At 42.5% G+C, this 25,471-nt stretch carries 23 protein-coding genes; 10 read left to right on the top strand and 13 right to left on the bottom strand.

Annotation, left to right across the window (positions count from 1 at the left end; all coding sequences use genetic code 11):
* Window positions 1-92: 92 nt before the first annotated feature.
* Together ACEN9X_RS02215 and ACEN9X_RS02210 are read left to right on the top strand one after the other, a co-directional pair.
* On the top strand, window positions 93-797 hold the full coding sequence (locus ACEN9X_RS02215; protein ID WP_413668852.1) for an exonuclease domain-containing protein: 705 nt from the start codon (window positions 93-95) through the stop codon (window positions 795-797).
* Entirely contained in the window at window positions 781-2,688 is a 1,908-nt protein-coding gene (locus tag ACEN9X_RS02210) for a DUF294 nucleotidyltransferase-like domain-containing protein (protein WP_413668851.1), read from the top strand. The genes ACEN9X_RS02215 and ACEN9X_RS02210 overlap by 17 nt, the downstream gene beginning before the upstream one ends.
* A gap of 139 nt (window positions 2,689-2,827) precedes the next feature.
* Here the strand turns inward: ACEN9X_RS02210 and ACEN9X_RS02205 are convergent, their stop codons facing one another.
* From ACEN9X_RS02205 to ACEN9X_RS02195, 3 genes are read right to left on the bottom strand one after another with little or no spacing between them, the layout of a single operon-like run.
* A complete protein-coding gene (locus ACEN9X_RS02205; protein ID WP_413668850.1) occupies window positions 2,828-3,649 on the bottom strand; it encodes a DUF4249 domain-containing protein in 822 nt (273 codons plus the stop codon).
* A gap of 4 nt (window positions 3,650-3,653) precedes the next feature.
* Entirely contained in the window at window positions 3,654-6,311 is a 2,658-nt protein-coding gene (locus ACEN9X_RS02200; RefSeq protein WP_413668849.1) for a TonB-dependent receptor, read from the bottom strand.
* A gap of 59 nt (window positions 6,312-6,370) precedes the next feature.
* Window positions 6,371-7,363, bottom strand: a complete 993-nt coding sequence (locus ACEN9X_RS02195) for a FecR family protein (RefSeq protein WP_413668848.1) — start codon at window positions 7,361-7,363, stop codon at window positions 6,371-6,373.
* A gap of 173 nt (window positions 7,364-7,536) precedes the next feature.
* Between ACEN9X_RS02195 and ACEN9X_RS02190 the strand changes: the two genes are divergently transcribed.
* A complete protein-coding gene (locus tag ACEN9X_RS02190; RefSeq protein WP_413668847.1) occupies window positions 7,537-7,701 on the top strand; it encodes a hypothetical protein in 165 nt (54 codons plus the stop codon).
* The gene (locus tag ACEN9X_RS02185) at window positions 7,664-8,068 is read left to right on the top strand and encodes a dihydrofolate reductase family protein (RefSeq protein ID WP_413668846.1); all 405 of its coding nucleotides are present in this window, start codon (window positions 7,664-7,666) and stop codon (window positions 8,066-8,068) included. Before ACEN9X_RS02190 ends, ACEN9X_RS02185 begins: the two co-directional genes overlap by 38 nt.
* 8 nt (window positions 8,069-8,076) lie before the next feature.
* Here the strand turns inward: ACEN9X_RS02185 and ACEN9X_RS02180 are convergent, their stop codons facing one another.
* From ACEN9X_RS02180 to ACEN9X_RS02170, 3 genes are all read right to left on the bottom strand, one after another.
* Window positions 8,077-8,664 (bottom strand): RNA polymerase sigma-70 factor, encoded by a 588-nt coding sequence (locus tag ACEN9X_RS02180; RefSeq protein ID WP_413668845.1) that lies wholly within the window; start codon window positions 8,662-8,664, stop codon window positions 8,077-8,079.
* Window positions 8,665-8,867: 203 nt separating this feature from the next.
* Entirely contained in the window at window positions 8,868-11,642 is a 2,775-nt protein-coding gene (locus tag ACEN9X_RS02175) for a TonB-dependent receptor (RefSeq protein ID WP_413668844.1), read from the bottom strand.
* Window positions 11,643-11,920: 278 nt separating this feature from the next.
* Window positions 11,921-12,226, bottom strand: a complete 306-nt coding sequence (locus ACEN9X_RS02170) for a hypothetical protein (RefSeq protein WP_413668843.1) — start codon at window positions 12,224-12,226, stop codon at window positions 11,921-11,923.
* 269 nt (window positions 12,227-12,495) lie between these two features.
* Here ACEN9X_RS02170 and ACEN9X_RS02165 point away from each other — a divergent pair, with 269 nt between their 5' ends.
* Together ACEN9X_RS02165 and rlmF are read left to right on the top strand one after the other, a co-directional pair.
* Window positions 12,496-12,966, top strand: coding sequence for a hypothetical protein (locus ACEN9X_RS02165; protein ID WP_413668842.1), 471 nt, complete (start codon window positions 12,496-12,498; stop codon window positions 12,964-12,966).
* A 22-nt stretch (window positions 12,967-12,988) separates the two neighbouring features.
* Window positions 12,989-13,951, top strand: a complete 963-nt coding sequence (rlmF, locus tag ACEN9X_RS02160; RefSeq protein ID WP_413668841.1) for a 23S rRNA (adenine(1618)-N(6))-methyltransferase RlmF — start codon at window positions 12,989-12,991, stop codon at window positions 13,949-13,951.
* Window positions 13,952-14,145: 194 nt separating this feature from the next.
* On the opposite strand, the gene ACEN9X_RS02155 is transcribed toward rlmF, so the two are convergent.
* On the bottom strand, window positions 14,146-15,294 hold the full coding sequence (locus ACEN9X_RS02155; protein ID WP_413668840.1) for an acyltransferase family protein: 1,149 nt from the start codon (window positions 15,292-15,294) through the stop codon (window positions 14,146-14,148).
* Between the two features lie 156 nt (window positions 15,295-15,450).
* Here ACEN9X_RS02155 and ACEN9X_RS02150 point away from each other — a divergent pair, with 156 nt between their 5' ends.
* The 4 genes from ACEN9X_RS02150 to ACEN9X_RS02135 all read left to right on the top strand — a co-directional run bounded on the left by ACEN9X_RS02150 (window position 15,451) and on the right by ACEN9X_RS02135 (window position 18,197).
* Window positions 15,451-16,128, top strand: coding sequence for a pseudouridine synthase (locus ACEN9X_RS02150; RefSeq protein WP_413668839.1), 678 nt, complete (start codon window positions 15,451-15,453; stop codon window positions 16,126-16,128).
* Window positions 16,103-16,456, top strand: a complete 354-nt coding sequence (locus ACEN9X_RS02145) for a hypothetical protein (protein WP_413668838.1) — start codon at window positions 16,103-16,105, stop codon at window positions 16,454-16,456. Before ACEN9X_RS02150 ends, ACEN9X_RS02145 begins: the two co-directional genes overlap by 26 nt.
* 168 nt (window positions 16,457-16,624) lie before the next feature.
* Window positions 16,625-17,926 carry a DEAD/DEAH box helicase gene (locus ACEN9X_RS02140; RefSeq protein ID WP_413668837.1) on the top strand — a complete coding sequence of 434 codons (1,302 nt, stop codon included), beginning with the start codon at window positions 16,625-16,627 and terminating at the stop codon, window positions 17,924-17,926.
* A 22-nt stretch (window positions 17,927-17,948) separates the two neighbouring features.
* The gene (locus tag ACEN9X_RS02135) at window positions 17,949-18,197 is read left to right on the top strand and encodes a DUF1456 family protein (protein ID WP_091210774.1); all 249 of its coding nucleotides are present in this window, start codon (window positions 17,949-17,951) and stop codon (window positions 18,195-18,197) included.
* Window positions 18,198-18,317: 120 nt separating this feature from the next.
* Here ACEN9X_RS02135 and ACEN9X_RS02130 read toward each other — a convergent pair whose 3' ends face one another.
* The 6 genes from ACEN9X_RS02130 to ACEN9X_RS02105 form a co-directional block, all read right to left on the bottom strand.
* A complete protein-coding gene (locus ACEN9X_RS02130; RefSeq protein WP_413668836.1) occupies window positions 18,318-18,875 on the bottom strand; it encodes a CAP domain-containing protein in 558 nt (185 codons plus the stop codon).
* A 109-nt stretch (window positions 18,876-18,984) separates the two neighbouring features.
* Entirely contained in the window at window positions 18,985-19,785 is an 801-nt protein-coding gene (locus ACEN9X_RS02125; RefSeq protein WP_413668835.1) for a hypothetical protein, read from the bottom strand.
* A gap of 244 nt (window positions 19,786-20,029) precedes the next feature.
* A complete protein-coding gene (locus ACEN9X_RS02120; RefSeq protein WP_413668834.1) occupies window positions 20,030-20,965 on the bottom strand; it encodes a phosphatase PAP2 family protein in 936 nt (311 codons plus the stop codon).
* A 2-nt stretch (window positions 20,966-20,967) separates the two neighbouring features.
* Window positions 20,968-21,591, bottom strand: coding sequence for a sterol desaturase family protein (locus ACEN9X_RS02115; protein WP_413668833.1), 624 nt, complete (start codon window positions 21,589-21,591; stop codon window positions 20,968-20,970).
* Window positions 21,592-21,862: 271 nt separating this feature from the next.
* The gene (locus ACEN9X_RS02110) at window positions 21,863-22,600 is read right to left on the bottom strand and encodes a CDP-alcohol phosphatidyltransferase family protein (RefSeq protein WP_413668832.1); all 738 of its coding nucleotides are present in this window, start codon (window positions 22,598-22,600) and stop codon (window positions 21,863-21,865) included.
* A 29-nt stretch (window positions 22,601-22,629) separates the two neighbouring features.
* Window positions 22,630-25,194: a DUF5686 family protein gene (locus ACEN9X_RS02105; protein WP_413668831.1), complete on the bottom strand. Its 2,565-nt coding sequence runs from the start codon at window positions 25,192-25,194 to the stop codon at window positions 22,630-22,632.
* Window positions 25,195-25,471 lie beyond the last annotated feature (277 nt).

The following is a 25,471-nucleotide window of genomic DNA, read 5'->3' as shown; positions in this document are numbered from 1 at the left end:
AAATAGGGGTAATTTTCAAAAAAGATGGTTCACAAATCGGTTACAAAACCGGCAACACTACCATCATTCAAATAAATTCATAAATTTATCATGTGCAAGATTACCTTTTATTCATAGATACCGAAACTTCCGGCCTGCCCAAAAAGTGGGACCTGCCTTATTGCGACAACGACAACTGGCCTTATGCGCTGCAGGTGTCATGGATAGTTTATACCAGTGATATGGTTGAAGTAAAGCGTGAAGATCATTATATTAAAGACAATGACTTTACCATAAGCCCAAAAGCGTTTGCTGTTCATGGCCTTACCCAGGAGTATTTGGTTGAGCACGGCGAATGGCGCAAGGATGTAATGACCATGCTGGCCAACGACCTGCAGGAATATCAACCACTGGTAATAGGTCATTTTATTGAACTCGACCTGAACGTTGCAGGCGTTGAATTTTACCGCACAGGCATCACTAATCCGCTTCAAAATTTAAAAACCTTTTGTACCATGCTGGCTACTACCAAATGGGTACAAAATCCGCAAACCAAATATTTAAGGTTAAACCAGCTGTACGAAGTACTGTTTAACAAAACCTTAGACCGGCAGCATAACGCACTTGAAGATGCAGAGGCTACTGCCGAATGCTTCTTTGAGATGCTGAAACGCGGCGATATTACCGACGACAGTGTACAGCACCAGGAGGTTTACCTGCAAAAAATCCGGTCCGAAAAAAAATACCTTTTGCCTGCAGCCATCGTTTTAATTTTGATCATCATCATAGCTTTTTGGTTATATGGTTCAACGTCTTGAATTTTTAAGTAAAGTAGCCCCTTTTAACCTGCTTCCTGCCGATGTATTGGAACAGGTCGCCGATCAGTTGCAGGAGATCCGTTATAGTAAAGACACGGTTATTTACCAACAGGAAGTAACCAAAATGCGCGGTGTAGATATCATTGCCGAGGGCGAATACGAATCCTTCTTTTACGATAGCCAGCAAAATAAACGCCTGTTGGAGCATCATCATCCGGGCTATTGTTATGGAGGCATTTCGGTATTGCTTAACCGTAAGCAATCTATCCGTACAGTGATCGCCAAGAAAGGGACGACTGTATTTTTTTTACATCGCAAGGATTTCCGGTCGTTATGCAAAGCCTACGAGGACTTTGTACAATATTTTACTGCTGATTTTGGCAAACGCATGCTTAATGATGAGTTTGCCCATTTTTATAAACGCCCGGCAACTTTTGAAGAAAGCTATATAGCTTCCGAACAATTGTACTCCCGTAAAATTGAAAGCATTGAATACCGGGAGATAGTTTCCTGCCCGCAAAGCACCCCGGTTTACGAAACAGCCCGGTTAATGGCGAAACATAAGGTAAGCTGCATTTTTATCCGTAATGAACAAGCCAAAATTGTAGGCTATGTAACTGATATTACCCTGCGTGATAATGTGGTTGCCAAACAGGCGGATACAGCCCAGCCGGTTGGCAACATTATGGACAACCCCATCGTTTGCATCAGCACAAATGCTTATGTATATGAAGCCATTTTGATGATGTTCCGCACCAAAACCCGGTACCTGCTCATCAAAAACGGCGATGAATTTGTAGGCAGCATCAGCAGGAATAAGCTCCTGGCCGAGCAGGCGCAATCGCCGCTGGTATTTATTCAATCGGTAAAACAGGCTATATCGGTACAGGAGCTTAAACGCAAATGGGAATCGGTGCCGCAAATGGTAACACAATTGCTCGGTCGTGGTGTAAACGCCGAAATCGTGAACCAGGTGATCACCACCATTGCCGATACCATTGCCATAAAGGTAATTGAAAGCGTTATTACAACCATGGGACAGCCACCTGCTAAATTTGTTTTTATGGTACTTGGCAGTGAAGGCCGTAAAGAACAAACCTTTAAAACCGACCAGGATAACGCCATTATTTATGAAGATAAGGCCAATGAGCACCGCGAAGAAGTCCGTGAGTATTTCCTGAGTTTTGCCCAACAGGTATCCGAAAAGCTTGACCACATAGGCTTCAGTTTTTGTACAGGTGGCTACATGGCTCAAAACCCCAAGTGGACACATTCACTATCACACTGGAAACGTAATTACGAAAGCTGGATGACCGAAGCTGTACCCGAAACAGTGATCCAGTTCTCTACCTTTTTCGATTGCCGTTACCTGTATGGTGAAGCCAGCATTATGGACGAGCTAAAAGAGTTTCTGGACGAGGAACTGCAAAAACCATTGGGTAAGATCTTCTTCCACATGGCTAAAAATGCTTTGCAATATGAACCGCCGCTCACCTTTTTCAAAAACATCAAAACTTTTACCAAAGGTAGCCAGGAAGTTTTCGATATTAAAAAATCAATGACGCCAATTGTTGACCTGGTGCGGATGTATGCCCTGCGTCACCGCATTTTTGAAGTTAATACCGGCGAGCGCTTGAAGGCGCTGAAAGAGAAAGACGTATTCAATGAAAAAGAGGTTCACGAGCTGATCCAGTCGTACTATTTTTTAATGGGCCTGCGCCTTCGCAACCAGGCTTCCCAAATTATCCAGGACCGCACGGAACCTGATAATTATATCGACCCAGATAAACTCACCAAAATTGAAAAGGTAGCCCTAAAAGAAATATTTAGGACTATAGATAACTTTCAAACAAGGATAAAAGTAGAGTTTACTAATAATTTGTTTGGATAGGGTGTATTATAAATAAACCCTTTTAATCAAAAAAAACATATCATAGCGAGCGAAGTGGGGCAATCGCATACTATACAGAGCCTGCCTGCATAGCATGCGGTTGTTTCGTCATTCCTCTTCGCAATGAGACTTTTTTATTTTAAGGCGCTATCAAAGTCTTCCTCACTACAGTATGCGCACTAAAATATCCTAAGGCCCCACCTTTAATATTGGTTAGCGGATTTGCCGGAGCTGCATTATTGCCATCGCCGTTGGCACTGTTACTAAGGCTGTAAAAATATTTGTAAACGGCCTGGTCAATGCTCATCATCTCGATAGTTACCTCATTGCCCGGGCGGATATCGCGTGCCGGGTTATCGTTACTGTTGTCAAACCGGAGGTTGCTGTTCACTTCCTGCCCGTTGGTAAATTCATCATCTTCCAGCATAATTGTTTCTTCTTTGCGGCCGTTTACATATTGTACAAAGCGGTAATAGTTTTTGGTAGCTATAGGGTCGTCATACCGCACGGTAACATATTTACGCGGGGTGCCGTCCTTATTATTATTAAGCTCGTCTTTAACCAAATAAATACTATCTAACGGCACAGTTGGGTGCATTAAACAGCTTGAGGTAAACGTTTTGCCATCAATACGCACATTAAGGTAATACGTATGACCGGGTGTGCCTGTCATTGTGCTGTTTTGGTAAATGCCGGTGCTTGTAGCAGTAAGCGGGTAAACATTATTGTTATCATCGGTCATGGTAACGGTGGCCCCGCTTAATCCAACAAAATCGTTGTTGTCGGTAAAGTTTTTGGTTTGGCTGAGCAATACTTTACAGCCGCCGGCTGCATCGGTCAATACGCCCTCCACAACATATTGTGGGGTGGTGTCTTTGAGTTTTAGGTCGATGGCCTTTTCGCAACTGCTTAGGGCCGCTGCAAACAGGGTAATGGTTATATATTTTATAGTGTTTTTCATCGGCTTAAAATTTAAAGTTATAGGTAACCGAAGGTACAAAGGTGAATAAAGTGGTGCGCACTGCTTCGGTACGGCTTGCATCAGTCTTGTTATCGCGGAAAAATATGCGGTATGCGTTGGGGTTGCCGTAAGCATTGTAAAGGCTAAATGTTAAATCAGACTGGAACTTCGCTGTTTTTTTGAGCTGTTTTGTAGCACCCAGGTCCAGGCGGTGATAAGCAGGCATCCTGTCGGCATTGCGGTTGGTATAGTAGTAATAAGTTACGCCATCAACCTGGTATTTGCCGCTCGGGAAGGTTACAGCATCACCGGTGTAGTAAACAAAATTGGCCGAGAAGGTCCATTTGTCGCTTGCTTTGTAAATAGCTACAATGGCTATGTCATGAGTGCGGTCCTGCCGGGCGTTATACCATTGGTTATTATTGATGCCATCAATCATCCGTTCAGATTTTGACAGCGTATAGCTGATCCAGCCGTTAAGCCTGCCGGTCTTCTTCTTCAGCAAAAACTCAGTACCGTAGGCGCGACCTTTGCCGTAAAGTAATTGCGTTTCAATGGGCTGGTTGGTGAACACGTTGGCGCCGTTGCGGTAATCAATCTGGTTTTGAAGCTTTTTGTAATAACTTTCAACCGTAAACTCATAATTATGATCGTTGAAATCCTTATAGTAGCCTACCGAAAACTGATCGGCCAGTTCTGGTTTGATGATATTGGTACTTGCTACCCATTTATCTGTTGGCGAGCCTGAATTAGAGTTGGAGATCAAATGGAGGTTTTGCGCGTTGCGGGCATATGACGCCTTGATAGAACTTACGTCATTTAACTGAAATGCCGCAGCAACACGGGGCTCCAGATTAACATAGGTTTTAACCTCCTGCCCGGAAGTGTAATGTTTTGAGCCTACGATGTTGCCATCGGTATCAATATCATAATAATCGCCCGAACCCAGTATGGTAAAGGCCGAAAGCCGTACGCCGTAGGTTAAGGTAAAGCGGTCGGTCGCTTTCCAGCTGTTGGTAACATAGGCAGCATTTTCAAGGGCATACCTGTTTTGCAGGCTTTGAGATATTACCCCCGAGTTACCTGTGGCCGAAATTTCGCCCGGCTTAATAGTGTGATAAATGCTGTTTACACCAAAACTGATGGTGTTTTTGCTTCCGGCATACCATTGCATGTCTTCCTTAAAGTTAAAGTCGCGGATTTGTGAATAGATATTGTATTCGTTTACATCCTGCTTAATATTAAGCTTATAGTCGTAATTGCTGTAGATGAGTGAGGTATTTGAAAACAGCTGACTGTTAAAAATGTGGTTCCAACGGAGGGTGGCCGTAGTATTGCCCCAGTTAATGCCGGCTATATCAGCAGCTTTTAACACATCTTTACCAAAATATCCCGAAATAAACAAACGGTCTTTATCTCCTAAAACATAGTTGGCCTTGGCATTAAGGTCATAAAAATAAAGCTGGCTTTTTTTAGCGATACTGTCTTTTGAAAGCGCTAAGAATGCATCGGCATAAGTACGCCGTGCAGAGATCAGGAAGGACGATTTGCCCTTTTGAATAGGGCCCTCCACATTTACCCTGGCTGCAATGAGACCAATACCGCCACTCACCCCGAATTTTTGGTTGTTGCCATCATTCATTTTAACATCCAAAACCGACGATAACCGGCCACCATATTGCGCAGGCATATCGCCCTTGTAAATATTCATGTTTTTGATGGCATCGGAGTTAAAGGTAGAGAAGAAACCCAGCAAGTGTGATGCGTTGTATACCGGTGCTTCATCCAACAAGATCAGGTTTTGATCGGTAGCGCCGCCGCGTACAAAAAAGCCACCACTGCCTTCCCCTGCCGATTTAATACCTGGCAATAGTTGAATGGTTTTAATCACATCGCGCTCACCAAGTAACACCGGGATGTTTTTAGTTTCCTGGATACTGAGGTGCTCGACGCCCATTTGGGGGCTGGCCAGATCGCGGGCGCCTGCAGGTGCCGCTTTGATGGTTACTTCCTGCAACAACTGGGAATTATCTTCGAGGGCAATATCCAGCTTAAGATTAGCATGAAGTGATATGGGCATCACAATAGTTTTTTGCCCCATGGCACTAACCGAAAGTTCGTGACTGCCGGCAGGCAGTGTGAGCGAATAAAAGCCGTACTCGTTACTGGATGTACCTGTGTTTGCGCCTGAAACCCGGATATTTGCGCCGATGATCGTTTCGCCGGTTTGTTTTGATTTAATGGTGCCGCTTACGGTATATTTTCCGTCTGCCGGGGCGGCTACCTGCTTTTTTGCTTTACTCGCATCATATTTAATCAGTACCTCGTTATCGAGCACCGTAAAACTAAAGGGATGCGGAGCAAGTGCATTGCGCAATACATTGCCCAATAGCTGTTTTTGAGCGTTAATGCTGATTTTTGCAGAGCTTTTTGCAACCGTTTCATTATAGGTAAACCTTACCCCGCTGGCGGCGGTGATCTTATCTAAAACCTGCTTAAGCGGTTCGTTATTTATAGTTATAGTAACGGGTTTATCTAAAGGGCCCTGGGCCTGTGCTTTGGCTATCGTCAAAAATAACAACATGCAAAGTGCCGTTCGGAGGAGTATTCGCGTTATTTCGCAAATCAGCATGGGTATCCATGCCGGTCTGTTAGTTTTCATAAATGCTTTAAATTGTTGATGTGGTTAGTTTTCCTTTTGGGAGATGTTTTGAAAAAAGGTTAATTGTTGGATGGTAAAGGTTGCAGATAGTAACCGTTATTGAGCTTGTTCCAGCGGAGGTCCATTACGGCACAAAGTTTATCAAGTGTTTTGTCTACCGGTTCATTTGTATTGATATGCCCGTAAAATCCTTTTTGAGCAATACCCAGAGCAAGATTTATGCTGATGCCGTATTGGTTGGCCAGGTCATCGGCAACAGTTTGCAGCGAGGCCCCATCATAACTGAACAAGCCGGTACGTTGCGAAAGAAATTTTGAAGCGTTGGGGTAATTTTCTTTAATCAACGATCTGTCGGTTTTGTTGTATACCGCCCGTTGGTTGAGCACCATGATAGCCTGCTTGCTTTTGGGCAGGTTATGCTCCTGTACGGCTACTTTTCCGCTGATCACTGTTACTTCTGATATAATCTGGTCGGGGTAGGCTTTAACGTTGAAGCTGGTGCCTAGCACTACGGTTTTAAGCTGGCCCGATTGGATCACAAAAGGATGGTTCTCATCATGAACAACATCAAAAAATGCTTCACCCTCAAGTTTTACCAAACGTTCTTTAGCCCTGAACTTGTCGGGGTAGCTAATGTGGCTGCCGGGGCTAAGCCAGATCCGGGTGCCATCGGGCAAACTGAGCTGCCGGTGTTTGCCCGGGGCGGTTACCAACTCAACCTGTTTGGCAGGATCAATAGCCTCCAAAACCTCATTTTTGTAAAGTGCCGCAAACGTAATCAGTAATACCACAGCTGCAGCAGCAGCAATGCTTCGCCATAGAGTAATCACCTTATGCGCAGGTTTTTCCGGTGTTCCCATTTCTGTGGTTATCTTACTTAAAATACTTTCCCGCAGCTGTTCGGGAGTTTGATATTTTGAGGCGGATAACAAAACTTCCTCATCGCTAAAGTTGGCATACCAGGCGTCAAGCCAGATTTTTTCGTCCGGACTGATGGTGCCCTGCATTAACTTATGAGCAAGCTCCTTTACGTTGTAGGTGTTGTTTTTCATTGTGACTGATCTTTCAACCTTTTGCACATATAGTCAGCAAAGGATTGGGATACCCTTAGTGGAAAATGAAAAATATTTTTATAATGGTGTTTTTCTTTTTCGATTGAAACATGAGTAAGCTATACTGGCCGAAAAATCATTAATTTTAGCTAAGCCAAATAAAAGCCAATCAAATGAGAAAAGTAATTTACGGTATCAACCTGAGCTTGGATGGATGCTGCGACCATATCAAATTTAGCGGTGGCAGGGATATATTAGAATATTTTACCCGGCTTATGGATGGCGTAGACCTGATTGTATATGGTTCCTTATTGGCCGGATACTGTAAAGGACCCTAACTCAACCAAAGAGGAAAGAGAGTTTGCACAGGCATTTGATGGTATTCAAAAACTCGTTTTTTCGCGGACATTAACCATTGCCGAAGATAAAAACACCAGGGTTACAAATGCAGATCTCAGTGGCGAAATCCTTAAACTGAAACAACAACCGGGCGGTAATATTTCGATAGGAGGCGTAAACCTGCCCTTACAAATGATAGAGCTTGGTTTGGTTGATGAATTCCACTATGTTATACATCCTGTAATTGTAGGCGAAGGAAGAAGCCTGCTGGAAGCGGCAGGTTTAAAAGAAAATTTAGGGCTAAAGCTAATCGGCTCAAGGATACTTGAATCGGGCTGCGTTGCGCTTCATTATGTTAAAAATTGAAACATATATTAGCTAAGCAGCAAAATTAACACCGGTAAAGAAACTCCAAGCGACTGCCTGAGCGAACTTAAAGCCTTAGACATATGCGCCTCAACAGTTTTTTGTGAAATATCAAGTTCTGTCGCTATTTCGGCGTAGGTTTTATTTTCATCACGGCTAAGCAGGAATACAATTCGGCATTTTTCGGGCAACAGGCTGATACTGTGGTCAAGCCGTTCCCGTAACTCCTTTTCTTCCAGCCACAGAATGGTACTATTCTCCGTTTCCGAAGAAGTGAAAGCAAGCTCATCTAAATGCTGTTGTTTCCTGTATTGGCGATCAAGATGGTTAATCACCTTGTATTTAACGGCAACCGAAAGATAAGTTGCCACGGTATGGGTTAATTTAAGGCTTGCGCGGCGTTGCCAGATACTTAAAAATACTTCCTGAACCACCTCTTCGGCCTCGTGCTCATCGTCCAAACGGTGGTAAGCTGCCGCAAAGGTTTTGTCCCAATACCTGTTATACAGCTCGGTAAAGGCATCGCGGTTATCGAGGGCCATCAGTTGCAATAACTGTTCGTCGTTATGGGTGATATGCTGATTTGGTGCAGGCATTCTTTATCTGCAAGGCTAAGTTAAAGAATGTACAAAAAATAATTTTTGCACTTGTTTAACATGTTTTAACAGTTTGCAAGTTTAGAGTTTTATCCGCGGATAAAGTTACAATGCCTTTGATATTTATATATTGCCCCTAAAACAAAAAAGCCACCCCGTAAAACCGGGGCAGCTGAAGCTATGAGATCTGTCAGTTAATAGTTTTAAAATGTAAAGCCTATTCTTGCAAAAAGACGGCGGCCATTTTCGCCCATTTGCACGGCATCAAACGGGCCTGATGGTTCGTTGTTATAAGCCCATCCCTTAGCTCCCTTTACATAAGCCAAATCGGGGTGTACGTTAAAAATGTTATCGGCACCGATAGATACACGAACCGATTTAGCCACTTTATATGCAAAATACAAGTCGCTCACTACTTTGCCGCTGTAGATATACTGATCGGGTAGCTGCGCCGAACCATCATCAGTTGGTACAGTAGGGGTAAGGGTTGTACCGTCGCCATAGCCATCAATCACAACTTTACCAAAGTAGGTAAAGCGAGTGCCTACGGTAAAGCTTTTGTGGCTAAATTCAGGGTTTAGGCTAAGCTTTTGAGGCGGGGCAGATGCCAGGATAAATTTCTTTTCGCGTTCGCTCAAAAAAGTTTCGCGCAATGCGGGGGTAGTACCTAAAATAGGCGGATAGTTTACTTTATCAATTTTCATGGTTTGAAAATTACCGGTAAATAACACCCTGAATCTGTTAGCGCCAATGGTTTTATTGTAGTCAATAACTACGTCAAGCCCTTTGTTGGTGGTATTTACGGCATTGGCAAAAAATTGAGCAGAACTTACATGCAGGTTTTTAAGGGCGTTGGTAAATGTAGGGTCGAGGGTATCGTCATCGGCACTAAACTGGCCTGAAAGTACTACGCGGTCGTTAACTTTAATATAGTATCCGTCAACAGTAAAGCTTAACTCAGGCAGTGGCTTAAAGGTAAAGCCCAAACCGGCATTTTTTGATTTTTCCTGTTTAAGGTTAGGGATGCCTGCCGCCTTGGTTATAGGGCTGTAGTTGGGGGCTATTTTAACTTCAGATATCACAGTGCCCTGTACGTTGGTAAAAGTTGAACTGTAATTGATTTGCTGTAATGATGGCGCGCGGAAACCGGTACCTAACGAGCCGCGGATGTTAAAGTTATCGGTGATTTTGTAACGTGTGGCCAGTTTGGTATTAAAGTTTGAGCCGAAATCGCTGTAATGCTCGTACCGGTTGGCAAAGTCAATCAGCCATTGTTTGGTGATATCGCCCTCGAGATCAACATACACACCTTCAACCGAGCGATGGGCATTTACTACATCGCTGGGTTGGTAGCCGGGGAATCCCTGTGAGCCTGCCGCTTTTACGCCGGTTGGATCATAGTTTTTGTAGGATGCCTCTTCGCCCGAAAAGATCTTGTAGCGTTCGTAACGGTATTCGCCACCGAAGCCGAGGTTAAGCCCCTGCATTACATTGCCAAAATGCTTGTTGATGTTAAGGTTGCTGGTGTTCTGCAAAAACTCCGACCCGCCATCGTCAAAATTGGTTTTATCGGTCCCTAAAGAGGCATTGAATGTTTTGTAACCAAAAAAATGGAACTTGTTGTTGCCAATGTTATTGCTCAGGTCCCAATCCCAGGCATCGCCTAAAGTACCTTTAGCGCCAACTGCTACAGCTATATCGGTATTGTGGGTGCGGATGATAGGGTTATAATAGGATTCGCCGTCGGGAGTAGTAAAAATAATGCCGCTAACCGGGATTATATTACCGCTGTTGTCTGTCGGGAAACGTTCGGGGCGACCGGAGAAATTACGGGTGAATGCATAATCATCAGATGCTTTATAGCTGTAACCACCAAAGCTGTATAAAGTTGTACGGGTGCCTGCAAGCGGCGATTCATGATTGAAAAAGAAAGTACCGCTTTCGGCAGAGCCATCGCCATTGGCGCGCCTGTAAGGGTTTATAGGCAAGGCCTTAGGGTTTGATGTGGTAGTGTCATGCGTTTGGCGGAAGGTTTTGCCATTTTTAGCATAATCACCGGTGAAATTGATGAAACCACCATTTTTACCTAAGGCTAAGCCGTAGTTGGCATCAATGGTGATACCGTTACCATCAATGGCGCCGCCATGCGGGTATTGTGAAGCTACCACACTTTTGCCGCTGTTAAAGGCAGGGTCATAATATCCTGAATAACCAACATTGGCATTAAATACGCCGGTAGTTTTCTTTAACACCAGGTTAATAACACCAGCAATAGCATCAGAGCCGTATTGGGCCGAAGCGCCATCACGAAGGATCTCGATCCTGTCGATAGATGCGGTTGGGATAGAACTCAGATCGACACCTGAGTTACCGCGCCCACGGGTACCAAATACAGAAACGAAAGCCGTGGAGTGGCGGCGTTTGCCATTTACTAAAACCAGGGTTTGATCGGGGCCTAAGCCGCGCAATGTACCCAATTCAACGTGGTCGGCACCATCCGAGCCCGATTGTTTATTGTAGTTAAATGACGGAGCTGAGTAATTAAGGATATCGGTAATATCCATACGGCCGGTAACAGAAGCGGCTTTGCCTACATTAACGATATCAACAGGAACTGCAGTTTCCAGCTTTACCCGCCCGGCCGACCGCGTACCTATTAATACTACTTCGTTTAACTGGGCTACGTCGCTTATCAAAGTAATATCAATTTTGCTGCGCCCGCTGATGGCTACCGTCAAGGTTTTATAGCCTGTGTAGCTTATGACCAGATCATCGGTTGCCGCCGCAGAAATAGAGAATATTCCTTTAGCATTGGTGCTTGTGCCTAAATTGCTCCCTTTAATGTGTACTGATACGCCGGGCATCGGCGCGCTGTTTGCCGCGTCGGTAATGGTTCCGGTTATAGTTTTCTTTTGTGCTAACACCAATAGGGGAGTTATGGTTAGCATAATAAGGATAAATAGTAAAATTTTCTTCATAAAACGGAGGTTTTGGCTGAATTGATAATGTTTATTTTAATGTAAGTTAATAATTATTAAACAATTTTCAATGCTGTATTGATTTTATTTGAAAATTCGTATTTTTAATTTATGTTTTTTATGGAATAAGGTAAAATATTAATGTATTTGTCTGTTTTTTATTTAATTATTTTAAATAATAGTAAAAAAGCCAATTATTAAAGAGGATTAATCTTTAATAATTGGCTTTTATGGGATTTAAAAAATAAATGGAATGCCCTTTTGCTGTTGTTTTTTAATTAAACAACTTTTTCTGGCTCGGTAACTTTCGCTTTTTTAGGCGCAGCGACTTTTGCAGGGGCAGCTTTTTTCTCTTTTTTTACTTTTGGCTCAGCAGGTGCAGCATGTACTTCAGGGCTTAATTTACCCGCCAATGTTTTTGCCAGGTTTTTTGCAGCTTTGTCGATAGCTTTTTTAGCCTTGCTGATATCGGGGCCAAATTCGCTCACCAGGGTTTCAATCTGGATCACTAATTTTTCTTTTAATTGTTTTTTAAGAGCTTTGCGGGCTTGTTTGGTAGCGGCCTTATCTTTTATGTTTTTCATGTGAATGGATTAGAAAATCGATTTGAAGCGGATTTTTTTCTTCGCGATGCAAAGTTAGGTTAATATAATATATTTTTAATATTATGTTTGTGTTAACAACTGACGTATATGTTAAGTTTTTATTAACTGATAATCAGGCTTATTGATTATTTACTGCTTGTTTATTTTTATGCTGAATAACATGGTAATACAATACAGCTTACACTAATTTTTTGAAAGCCTTTAAGTTAATTCATAACTTAGCCGTTTATTTATCGCCCTAAAATAACATGATCAAAGATTTAAGCGCATTAACACAGGTAGCCGAATTTCATACCACTTTTAAGCATCCTATAGTTGAAAAACCTGCAATACCCTCAAAAGGACGCAGCGATCTGCGTATTGAGCTTATCGCCGAAGAGTTGAAAGAGTTGCAGCAGGCCGTTAATGATAATAACATGGTTGAAGTGGCTGATGCCCTTTGCGACTTGCAGTATGTATTGTCGGGCGCTGTGCTTGAATTTGGTTTAGGTTCAAAATTTAAAGAGCTGTTTGATGAGGTACACCGCTCAAATATGAGTAAAGCCTGCAAAACAGTTGAAGAGGCCGAAAAAACCATCGATCATTATAAAAATACGGCCAATACAGACGCGTACTATAAAGAAATAGATGGCCTTTACCTGGTGTACCGCACATCTGATCATAAAACATTAAAATCTATCAATTATTCGCCTGCCGATCTGAAAGGTATCGTAGGTTAATTTATATCAAAATACTATTCCATTGTCAGCACAAGAACCCAATCAGCCTGAGGCTAAAACCAATATGCACCCACGCAACAAACATCGCGAGGGGTATGATTTTAAGGCATTAATAAAAACCACGCCAGCCTTAAGGCCATTTGTGCGTACCAATGAATACGATAATTTTACCATTAACTTTGCCAATCCGGAGGCCGTAAAAACGCTTAATAAGGCGCTGTTGCAACATTATTATAGTGTAAATCATTGGGATATTCCCGAAGGGTTTTTATGTCCGCCTATTCCGGGACGTGCCGATTATATCCACTATGCTGCCGATCTGCTTGCTTCTGTTAATGACGGGGTTGTACGCAAAGGCCGCAAAGTGCGCGTGCTTGATATCGGAACAGGGGCTAATCTTGTTTATCCAATAGTGGGATTTAAAGAGTATGGCTGGAACTTTGTTGGCTCCGAGCTTGACCTGGAGGCGATGGCATCGGCACAAAGCATTGTGGAGCAAAACAGCCATTTAAAGGTTGCTGTTGAGTTAAGGCAGCAAAGCAAAAAGGCTGATATCTTTAAGGGGATCATCAAGCCCGGCGAGTTATTTGACCTTACCCTCTGTAACCCGCCGTTCCACGCTTCGGCCAAAGAGGCTGCTGCCGGTTCGGCCCGTAAATGGGATAACCTGGGTTTGAGAAAAGATAAACAACCAATATTGAATTTCGGTGGTCAAAACACCGAGCTTTGGTATCCCGGCGGCGAGGCGGCTTTCCTGAAGCTAATGGCTGCGCAAAGTAAGCCATTTGAGAAACAGGTTTTATGGTTCACAACGCTGGTATCTAAAAAAGAGAACCTCCGCATTTTATACAATGCCCTTCAAAAAGAAGGCGTTAAAGATGTGCAAACTATCAACATGTCGCAAGGTCAAAAGGTAAGCCGTATTATGGCCTGGACTTATTTAACACCTGTTGAGCAGCAAGTGTGGGGTAAAGTTAACCGTTGATTTATTTGTGATTGCGTTGATTTCGCTGATGCCTGAACCTGGATTTGGAAGGATTTTGAGGATTGAGCGGGTTTTACTTTAACATCGGGTTTTTTAATTGAAGGATTTGCCGGATGCCATAAAATCCTACAAATCCATTAATCAAGGTTCCGGAAAAAATCAACGCAATCAGCGAAATCACACCTATCAGCGGTTCAGACTCTTAAAAATGTCTTTTTAGTATACAAGTAATACAAAAACAGCCATTTTACCATCACATAGCAAATAGCCATTACCACAATATTGTACGGATCGCCAACTAACTGACCTATCCATCCGAAGAAGCCTTCGGTAGTATAGTCCCATTTAATAAAGTGACCGGATATATAGATGAGGATGGAATTCATTCCTATCACCCTGAAATAGAAAGCCCATTTTTGATATCCTTTTACATCGATAATGTAGTAAAATAGTGCCATCAGTAACAAGCTTAACCCACCTACGTGCAGCACAAATGAGCTTGTCCACAGGTTTTTATTAATCGGGAAATCAAGGTTCCAGATTTGGGCGAGGATCATGAAGATAACACCAACCACAGCCATAGTAGTTACCTTACGCATTTGTGTAACGCCGCCCTTTTTTAGCAGCAGGCCGGTAAGTATCCCTAATATGCCTGTACTGATGGCCGGAATAGTTGAAAAGAGCCCTTCAGGATCGTGGATGCCTAAATACAAACGGCCCGGTAATATGCTGCGGTCAACGTATGAAGCGAAGTTGCCCCTCATGGTGAGGTCGCCCATTGGGAAACCGGGGGCCGAAGTAAATTTAAGTAGCAACCAGTAGCCAACAATAAAAAAGCAAAACCAAAACATTTGCCAACGCTCTTTACTGTACAGGTAAATGATGTTGGCAAACATATAAGCAATACCTATGCGACCGAGTACACTCGGGAACCTGATTTCGGCAATAGGCATAATTTTTATTCCGTTGTTAACAACAAGGCCCAGCAGCACCAAAATAAATGCCCTTTTTATAACCCGGAGTAATAACTGCTGGCGGGTTTTACCTTTCTCCAGTTCGCGCCCTACAGAAAATGGCGTTGATACACCGGCCATGAACAGGAATAGCGGAAAAATAAGGTCATACAGGTGAAAACCATTCCAATCGGGATGAGTGAACTGGTTGGCTATTGCGCCCCAAAAAGGTGAACCGGTAGCTTTGGCCATACCGTGAAAAATCTCCTCACCACCCATAATCCAAAACATATCAAAGCCACGCAGGGCATCCAATGAAAATAAACGGGTAGGAGCGGTATTAATATCGTCGGCCTGTTTGGCGCTTGCCTGGTTTGCTGTGGTAGCCATTAGTTTAAGTGTATTTCAGGTTTGAACTAAAGATAGGAAAAGCAACACTATTTAAAATTATTTTTTTATATAGATGGACTTTTAAAAGTGGTTTAAAAAGATTTCAAAAATAAATCCAAAATGCTGCCGTAAATTCGCGGTCTTGTAATTATGCCGATGTTAGAGATCATTTACCGCGATGAACACCTCATTGCCATCAATAAGCCGCATGGTTTGCTGGTGCACCGTTCGCCCATAGCTGCAGATGCTTCAGAGTTTGCCCTGCAATTACTTCGCGATCAAATTGGTATTAAAGTTAACCCTGTTCACCGTATAGACCGTAAAACAGGCGGAATCCTGCTTTTTGCTTTTAATAAAGAAGTTGAAATTGCCATGCAAAAGGCATTTATGGAGAACCGGGTAAGCAAAAAATACCTGGCTATAGTGCGTGGCCATACGCCCGATATGGAGGATATAGATTATCCTTTACGCAAAGAAAACGGCACCCTGCAGGATGCTTTTACAACTTATACAACCCTAAAGAGGGCCGAACTTGATATTGCTCTTGGTAAACATCCAACTTCAAGATATTCGCTGATTGAGGCTGTGCCTACCACCGGGCGGATGCATCAGCTCCGTAAACACCTGAGCCATATTTTTCATCCGATTATAGGTGATCGTACCCATGGCTGTAACAAACAAAATAAACTCTTTTTAGAGCAATGGGAGATGACCACCATGTTGCTGCATGCCTCGCAGTTGAGCTTTACACATCCTGTAACTAATGATGTAGTAAAAATAGAAGCCCAACTTCAGCCCGAGTTTACGCGTGTTATGGAAATTATGGGCTGGTAAGGGTACTAACCACCAGGCAAATATTAAACAAAACAGGTTTAATATTGTAGTTAAATACATGGAAAAGTCGGTGATTTATGATCTGGATACCCAAGACGGTATACGCCGGATCAGCATTGAAGCGGTACACCAGCTTATACCCGGTACACATGTGTATGCAACAGGTGTATTCAGTTTAAGTGAGGGCGAAACAGATTTGGGAGATATTGTTTTTGATGATAAGATGCACGAATGGGAATATACCTGCATGGGGAATTTAAGCCATCGGGAAGCAAAAAAGATAGCAAGGTTTATTAAACATAATTTTAGCGAGCAGGTAGCTGAGTAGAAGATAGATATGCACGTTCAAGCGTCCTTCGCTTGAATGCCAACGAATAGGAGCGTCCACGCTTAACTTTCCGGAAGATTCAAGCGAAGGACGCTTAAACCTGCGCGGGTAGTGCTTAATGGTGCCAATATTTTTTACCATATCTTTGCGCCTCAACAAAAATAAATCATGATTGATAAGGCATTGAGTAACCTCGGCATAACTGCCCTTAACCCCATGCAGCTTGCCGCGCTTAGTGCCGCCAAAAAAGGCGACGTAATTCTTTTATCGCCTACCGGTTCAGGAAAAACACTTGGGTTTTTATTGCCCTTGTTAAACTTAGTTAGGGCCGATATTGATACGGTACAGGTGGTGATCCTGGTGCCATCGCGCGAGCTTGCATTGCAAATTGAACAGGTGTGGAAAGCAATGAGTACCGGTTTCAAAATCAATTGCTGCTACGGTGGACATGCAGTAAAAGTTGAACAAAACAACCTCTCACATCCGCCGGCGGTTTTGGTTGGTACGCCCGGACGTATCGCCTTTCACCTGCGCGAAGAAAACTTCAGTACTGATACTGTTCAAACCCTGATACTCGATGAGTTTGATAAAGCCCTTGAATTTGGTTTTCAGGAGGATATGTCATATATCATCAGGCAATTGCCTGCTATTAAAAAGCGGATCCTGACTTCGGCTACAAAAATGGATGAGATCCCTGCTTTTACCGGTATTGATGAACCGGTTGAAGTTAACTTTTTAAGTAATGTTACTTCGGCACCGGATATTAAACAAAAAGCTGTTATAACCGAAGCTGCGGATAAGCTTGAAGCCCTTTTTGCATTGCTTTGCAAAATAGGTAGTAATGCAACGCTCGTATTCTGTAACCATCGCGAAGCGGTTGACAGGATTAGTGAGTCGCTTTGGTATATGGGATTGGAGCATGATGTTTTCCACGGCGGTATGGAACAGGAGGATAGGGAGCGCGCCCTGATCAAATTCAGAAACGGAAGTCATAAGTTACTAATCACCACTGATCTGGCTTCGCGCGGGCTGGATATCCCTGAGATAGAATATGTGGTGCATTACCAGTTGCCGCACAATGAGGAAGCTTTTTTACATCGTAATGGTCGCACGGCAAGGATGAACGCGAAAGGCACATCATACCTGATGTTAACACCTGACGAAAAGCTGCCATATTTAAAACAACTGCCCGAGGTTGAAGAATTGCCTAAGAAACTGATATTGCCACCGGCATCACCATGGCTTACGTTGTATATAGCCGCCGGAAAAAAGGATAAGGTAAACAAGATTGATATAGTTGGCCTGCTGCTCAAAAAAGGAGGGCTGGCAAAGGAGGACCTTGGCCTCATAGAAGTGCTGGACTACTCGTCATATGCTGCCATAAAACGGGATAGGATAGAAGGTGTGGTAAAGCAGATAAAAGCCGAAAAAATTAAAGGCAAAAAGGTGAAGATGGAAATTTCGAGGTAATTTTGTTAAAAAGAAAGATATAATGAGCAATAACGATATCATGAAGAAGCTGCGGGTGGCTATGAAATTTACTGATGATGATATCATCAAGGTTTTGGCATTGGCCAATTTCAGGATTACCAAAGCGGAGATCGGCGCTATATTCCGTGCTGATGACCATCCCAACTTTAAACCCTGTGGCGATCAAATCCTGCGGAATTTTCTGAATGGCCTGATCATTTATAAACGTGGTCCGAGGGAGCCAAAACCGAAACCGGAGGCGGGGAAGTAGAACCGGGATTTGGGGGGATTAACCGGATTTATTGGATTTGCTTTGCAGACGCAAAGAGGAAGTTAATTGGATTTTAGAAAAGAAAATCCTGTCATCCGGAAAATCCGATAAAATCCCGGTTCAGTGCCCTTCCACTGGTTTTTCCTGTATCAATCTATATCTCCCTGATTTAATCAACCTTTGCTGCTGAGCCGAAAACGACGTACGGCCGCCAAAATCCTGCACCCAGTAGGTTTTGTATTCGGCAACGCCAACCTCTTTAAAGTCGGGGTTCATGAGGTTGCGGCAGTGGCCTTCACTTTTAAACCAACCCGCCATTACCTCTGCAATGCTCTGCTGGCCTTGTGCTATGTTTTCGCCTATGGCAAAACTTTTAAAGCCTTTGAATTTATAGCCGGCATAAACAATCCGGTCTTCCATACTGCGACCATCCTTACTATCATGACTAAAATAGTTTTGACGAGCCATGTCCCTGGCGTGCCCTTCGGCTGCATCTTCCAGGTCGTTGTTCCATGTAAGTGGGGGTGCTGGCGGAAAGTATTTGCTACCACAGTTACAACCATTTTGTCGGGTAGCATTAATGCTGTTTAAAAACTCAGTTCGGAAACGTTTGCTGCTTTGGCCGTAAGCATGACCCAGGCATATCAGCGCAGCAAATAACACGATTAACTTTTTCATCTTGAAGGTTTGACAATCTTAAACGCTTGGGGTTTAAATTATTGTTTGGGCCGCTTGATGGCAGAACGCCAGCGACCGGTTTTCTTTCGCCTGTAAATGATAATTAAAGCTATAATGACGAGAACAATAGTGGTGCAGGCGAGAACGACAATGACGTTATGTGCCTGGCGTATCTTAGCATTGGCCTGCGCCTGAAGTTGCTGGTATATACTTTTTTTTTAGCCAATACCGAATCTTTCTTTTTGATCTTTATCGAATCTGCGGCAGCTACTTTGGCAATGCTGTCAACAGTAACCTGGTTGAGGCTATCGTCCAAAAATTCATGGCGTTTAATTGCTGCGGCTGCCTTATCAAAATCATTCATTTTTCGGTACAATTCGGCATAACCTACCTGCACTACCGATTCTTTTTTAGGGTCATGCGTTTTGAGTGATAAATTTAAAGCATCGTTCAAATCCTTCATGCTTAGCTTGTAGTCTTTGATATCACTTTTTATGGCTGCGAGCTCGATAAGTGAGGTGATGATATTGAGCGTGTCTTTTCTTTGGCGTGATATAGTGTTCGATTGTAATATAAACCATTTGGCCTGGATAAACTTTCGTTGTGAGCGGTAAACCTTCGCCAGCGCGTTAAAGCTTGTACGCTGGCCTAAAGTATCATTATATGTAGAATAGTAATGCAGCGCGAGCATGGTATAGTTAAGCGCCTCGGTCTGGAAATAGTATTTCATCCGCTTGGTTGATACAGTATCGTACGTTAAATAATAAGCTGCTATTTGGGTGTAGATAGGACCTTTCAGCGAGTCGCCGGTGACCTGTAATTTTTGCTTAAGACTATCCAGATCACTTGCATGTGCAGACAATTTAAACGCGGCTGTCAGAATAAAAAGTAAGGTAATAAGTCTCTTCATATAACAGATTACTCGAAAATAACAATAATCTGCTTATAATTAGGCAAATAGCGTGCCTGTTTAAGATCACTTCTATGCTTGTTTGCAGGGTTATAAAGTTTTTTGTTTGTTTTTGAGCTGTATGGGCTGTTTTTCAGGAAGATAGCACTGAAAATAGTAATCAACAATTATTAATATGTTTTCCACAGCAATACCTTTAAAGGTGAAATGTGTATGCAAAAGAAGATTATGCTGAACTGTGATGCTATGATATCACCCGTTCGTATTTATTTAAGGCCGATCGTAAGCCGTCAAATTTCTTTAACAACACATTGTAAAGCGTAATGCCTAATGCCGCACAAGTAATACCGGCTAACACATCAAGCACATAATGATGGCTCGCATACACAGCGGTAAACCAGATACCTACAGTAACCACAGCAAAGAAGATATTAATAAGTCCCAGCTTGTTTTTTATGCCGTAGTAAAGCACTATAACCGGATAGGAGGAATGCAGCGATGGCATAGCTGCAAATACGTTTGAACCTTTGGTATAAATGTTTTTAAAAATCCCTGCGTGGAAAAAAGCATCAAACCTGGCCAGCCCTGCCGTATTCCCCATAGTTAAAGGGATAAAATGAAAGCCATGGTATTGTACAAACCAGGGCGGTGCAGCAGGGTAGGCGTAATAAACTATAAAGCCTAAAATATTCACCAAAACAAAGGTGAGCGAAAAATTGAGGAACTGCTTTTTGTTTTTAAAAAACAGGTAAGCTGCAAAACCCAGCGGCACAGGGATCCAGCACAGGTAAAACAGGCCCGATACTACATCAATAAAAGTATTACTGTTAGCCAGCCAGTATTCGTTTGGGGTGAGCAGTTTCCCGTTGAAATGAATGCCGAACAAGTATTTTTCAGCATTGTAGAGCTGCGCGATATGTACCGGGTTATAGTTATAATTAGGAAAGGCCTTCATGTAATCAAAAATGATCCAGTACACTATAAAAATAGTGAAGCCCAATATAAACTTGCGGGTTATGGCCGATGCATAAAACAGCACATTAAAAATGACTACCAGCGTAAGCTCATCCGGTTTATAACCAATAAGGAACGTTGACAGCGCCAGGTAAGCAATGGAAAGCAGCGAAACAATAACTATCGAGCGGATATTTACCGTTACGCCGTTGTTGGCATTGGTCATTGCTACTTTTTTAAGAAATCTGAACGGAAAATTTTATCCCAAAAAGGCGAACTTACACCGTAACCCTTCTCAGGATCCTGGTAGTGGTGCAACATATGGTGCTGCTTTATTTTTTTGAACAGCCCGCTTTTGAAATTAAAGTGGTGCATGGCATAATGAGATATGTCATAAAACAAATATCCTAAAATAAAGCCCGGGAAAAAGCCCCAGATGTAGTTTATAGGCAGCATCCATTTAAACAAAAAGAAAAAGCCTGTAGCCAGCGGGATGCTCAGCGACGGAGGTAATACCAAACGTTTGGCATCACTCGGGTAATCATGGTGTACACCGTGCATAATAAAGTGCAGGCGTTGCGCCCATTCCAGTTTTTCACTTGGCTGATAGTGAAAAACAAAACGGTGCATAATGTATTCGGTAATGGTCCAAATGAAGAGGCCGAAAATAAACAAGCCAAGATAAGTCAACACATCTAGCCCTAAATCAAAGAATTTATAGCTGCAATATCCAATAACCGGCACAAAAATGTACAGGGGCACGGTATAATGTACCTTTGATAAGCCTTCTAAAAAGTCGCTCTTAAACATTCGCACAGATTCCTGCGAGTTGGATATGTATTTCTTTTTCATTGTTATAATCAGGTTTTAAAATGTTTTACGATCTCTCTGCCTGTTTATGGTGTTAAAATTATTCAGAATGGCTGGCCTTAAACCAACAAAAGGCAATTTTAGCAAAGATATTACTACCAGTAAATGCCTTTATTTTATTGTTACGAAGATATGATATTTTGCCGGTAGTCGTAAGTTCGAAGTTCTAAGTCTTGAGTAGAAAATCTTACGTCGAGAATTTAAATCTTCGCGGTCGACTCGGAAGCTGCCAACTGCCGCTGCCAACTGAAAACTATTCTTCTCCTTCTTCCAGTTTCGTTAAAGCTTTTTTAGCATCTCTTAACCTGTTAAAAGCTGTAATATTGGTCAAAACGGCAAGTATTACCAGCGGAATAGTAAATATCGATATGGTTTCAAATACATGGAATTTAATGCCGGGAACAAACAATTTGTAGTTACCGCCAATGTACTGAGCTACTATACCAGATAAGGCTGCACATAAACCGATGGTTACTACACGCTCGGGCCTTTGCATTAAGCCACCCTTAATTTCAACACCTAAACCTTCGGCACGGGCGCGTACGTAGCTAACCATCATTGAGCCAATCAGCGCGATAAAGGCCGCTATCGAGCTCACGAAGTAGTGATGTGCCACCAGGTAATAGCAAATGCCTAAAAACATAATCAACTCACTGTAGCGGTCAAGTACAGAATCATACAGGGCGCCAAAGGTTGATTTCATGTTGCCTAAGCGGGCTACCTGGCCGTCAAGCATATCAAATAAACCAGCAAAAAGGATAAGGCCACCAGCCCAGCCTACATAGCTCAGGTCGCCGCGGTTACCCTCTTCGGCACCTAAAATAAATATACCGGCAACACCTACGTTAAGTACAAAACCAATGGTAGTAACGGCGTTAGGGGTTAAGCCTATTTTTATAAGGACCTTCACAAACGGATCAATAACCTTATAAATGCCTAATTGCAAGTTGGTTCTGAATGATCTCCTAAGTGTTGTTGTTTGCTGTTCCATTTTTCTCTCTGCTTATTTAGGTGCAATGATTAGAAGTCGAATTTAACCCTTGTCCTCAGTCCCCATTGGGCAACGTTTGGCTGGTCAAGGTAGGTAAAGCGCCTCACAAAATCTATGCGTATAAATTTAAATATATTTTCAATACCAACACTACCTTCAACGTAAGGTGTTTTGCCTAAAGTATAAGTGATGGGTACGCCATCGGCACCAACTGGCAATTGATATAATGACGGATGTATTGACGGATTGTTTTGATCAGACAGGCCACCGTATAATACTTTTACTGATGCAGTTTCGCGCCATTTCAGTTTCTTTAACAAAGGTATTTTATTGAAGAAGAAACCGCTAAAGTGCTGGTCTATCCTGAAGCTTGCGTATTTATCACTTACAAACTCTAAAAAGTTCATTAAGTTATATGAGTCGAGGTCATAAGCGTAGGTTTGGTTAGCCCTGTGAATAGTTAACAATGGGTACGGTACCGAACCGAAGATTTTACCCGCCGAAACATTGATATCCGCATAACCTAACTGCGAAAAGTAGAAACGTTTATCGGCGCGGAAATCAAGTTTCTGATAGTTGTATTCGCCATTAAAGAACCCTTTTATGCCTTGTGCATAGTCAAGTTCAAATGCCGGGTATTTGTTAGGGATAGGGATACGGTAGATTTTGCCCTGGTAAAATTGCTCATGCGGTGCCCATCGAACGCTTCCGGTAAGCTCGGTGGTGGTTAAATGATGAATAGAATTTGGCAAGTCATTAACAACATTATCAAAATATAATGACCCTGCCGGCTCCTGAGTCCATTTTTTGAAACCTGCAGCATATGAGAAATGGCTTTCCAGCTCGTGTACATAATCAAACCTGTAAAAGTCGTTGTACAGGAATTTATCATTCACACCACGCTTAAACGATAGCAGGAAGTTATCCTCCTGCACAAACTGCAGGCTTGCACCCGGAATTTTGGTGTCACGCTGAAAACTTGCCCTGATATAGTTTTGCGGGAAACGATAGATAGATTTATCGTTAAGTGAATAAGTTGCACTTAAAAAGTATTTCCAGCGCTCATCTTTAAAACCGTAAGCCGCATAAGTTTCGAAATAGTAACGCTTGCTTAATTCGGGCGTTGTACGGCCACCAACACGTAAGCGGAAACCCTCAACCGGGTTGAAGCTATAAAATGTATTGGCGGGGCCTAATTCAAACTTACCAAAGCCTTTGTAACCTGCAAGTAACAGCGTTGCTATATCAACCGTTCGTTTAAACGACGGCATGTTACGCAAACTATCAATGTTTTTATAAACTTTTGATTCGGCAAGCGTTAAAGTATCCGGCCTGTTTTCCTGCCAGAATGAGTCGGGGCGATGTTTTACCTCGTCACTCAACTCGGCGTATTCCGAACCCTGATAAGTTGTATCCGGCCGGGGCTTGTTTACAACATAGTTGCTGTATGTTATTGCCCTTATACCAAACAAACCACTCTTTGCATCCTTTTTGGATGCGCCAAAATCAGCAATGGTAGTGCTCTTGCTCAGGTGGTAACGGCCATCAGGGTTTTGCTGAAACTCCAGGTTCACGGTCATCGACCTGATGAAGTTGATATTAATGTGTTTGTTGATTGTCAGATCGCACTTTTGTACAGCATAATTACCATCAAGCGTTATGTAGATACTACCCTCAAAAAGTACATCGGTGGTATTACGAGGCGTAAAATCAAGCTTTACAAGTTTGTTATTATGAGCATCAACAATAGTATCCGCAATAAAGTATTTGTAATAGTTTGGCGAGTTATCAGAGATTGGGCTCAGGAACTGGCTGGTAATTAAAAATACGTTATTGGTATAAATGTCAACTTTGTTATACAAGTGCTTGAAGTACTGGGTAAGCCCCTCGTTATCAATACCTGGGCCATAATTCACACTTTTTTGACCTGTTATATTTTCCCTGGTTTTTTCAGGGTTTTTGCGGTAATAAACCTGTTGCAGTTTTTCATCAAGATAAATAGGTAACAACGATTTTCCCGGTACCAGCGAGCTATCACGGTTATCTAAAATGAATTTGTATTTGCGGAAAAATTTCCTATCCGAAAATTGTGCCGATACATTGCTCAACGCAAACATCATTTTATCGTATTCCTTGTACTCTACGTAGTTATATGCTTCAGGACGGTTCTTTTCTTTGTTTTCGATAACCTTGCGGATCAGCTCAACAGCCGGATTATCCCTGTTACGGTATTTAGGTTTTTTGCCCGATTTTACCACAACCTCATTAAGTTGTTGTGAAGCTGGAAATAATTTTACGTTGATAACCTGCTCTTTACCCGGTACAACCGCTAAAAAGGCATCTTTGTAACCTAAAAATGAAATTTTGATTTGTTTATACTGTTGATTACTTGTTACGAGGCGATATTTACCGTTAACATCGGTAGTGGTACCAGTTGTTGTACCTGTAAAGGAAATACTAACAGAAGGCAAGGTTTGCTTGTTGCCGGCATCGGTAACGGTACCTGTTATAACCGTTTGCTGTGCATATAATGCCGAAGCAGAAAAGAACAGTATTAAGAAAAATAAGCTTTTATAAAATTTTTTACAATCCATGTACTTTGTGCATTGTGCAAATACAAACTTCTTTTTTCGGCTTAACACTTTTATTATCAGATAAAGAGGTATGTATCAGTTATTCAAATATTTTTGGCAGATTGATTATGCCTGCCTCCGTATGTTTTTCATTGTTCTGCCCCCCTAATCCTTCCCCGCTTACCACGCTTTGTACACTCCCGGCAGATGGGTTATTATGGAGTTTACAATTAACAGGCCAAAGGTAAAAAAAATCACTACAGACTAATGTGGTCAAAAAGTCAAATATTGTTTACAC

Source organism: Mucilaginibacter sp. Mucisp86 (assembly GCF_047324315.1).
Taxonomy (GTDB): Bacteria; Bacteroidota; Bacteroidia; order Sphingobacteriales; family Sphingobacteriaceae; genus Mucilaginibacter.
This window is presented reverse-complemented; position numbering and strand designations above follow the sequence as displayed.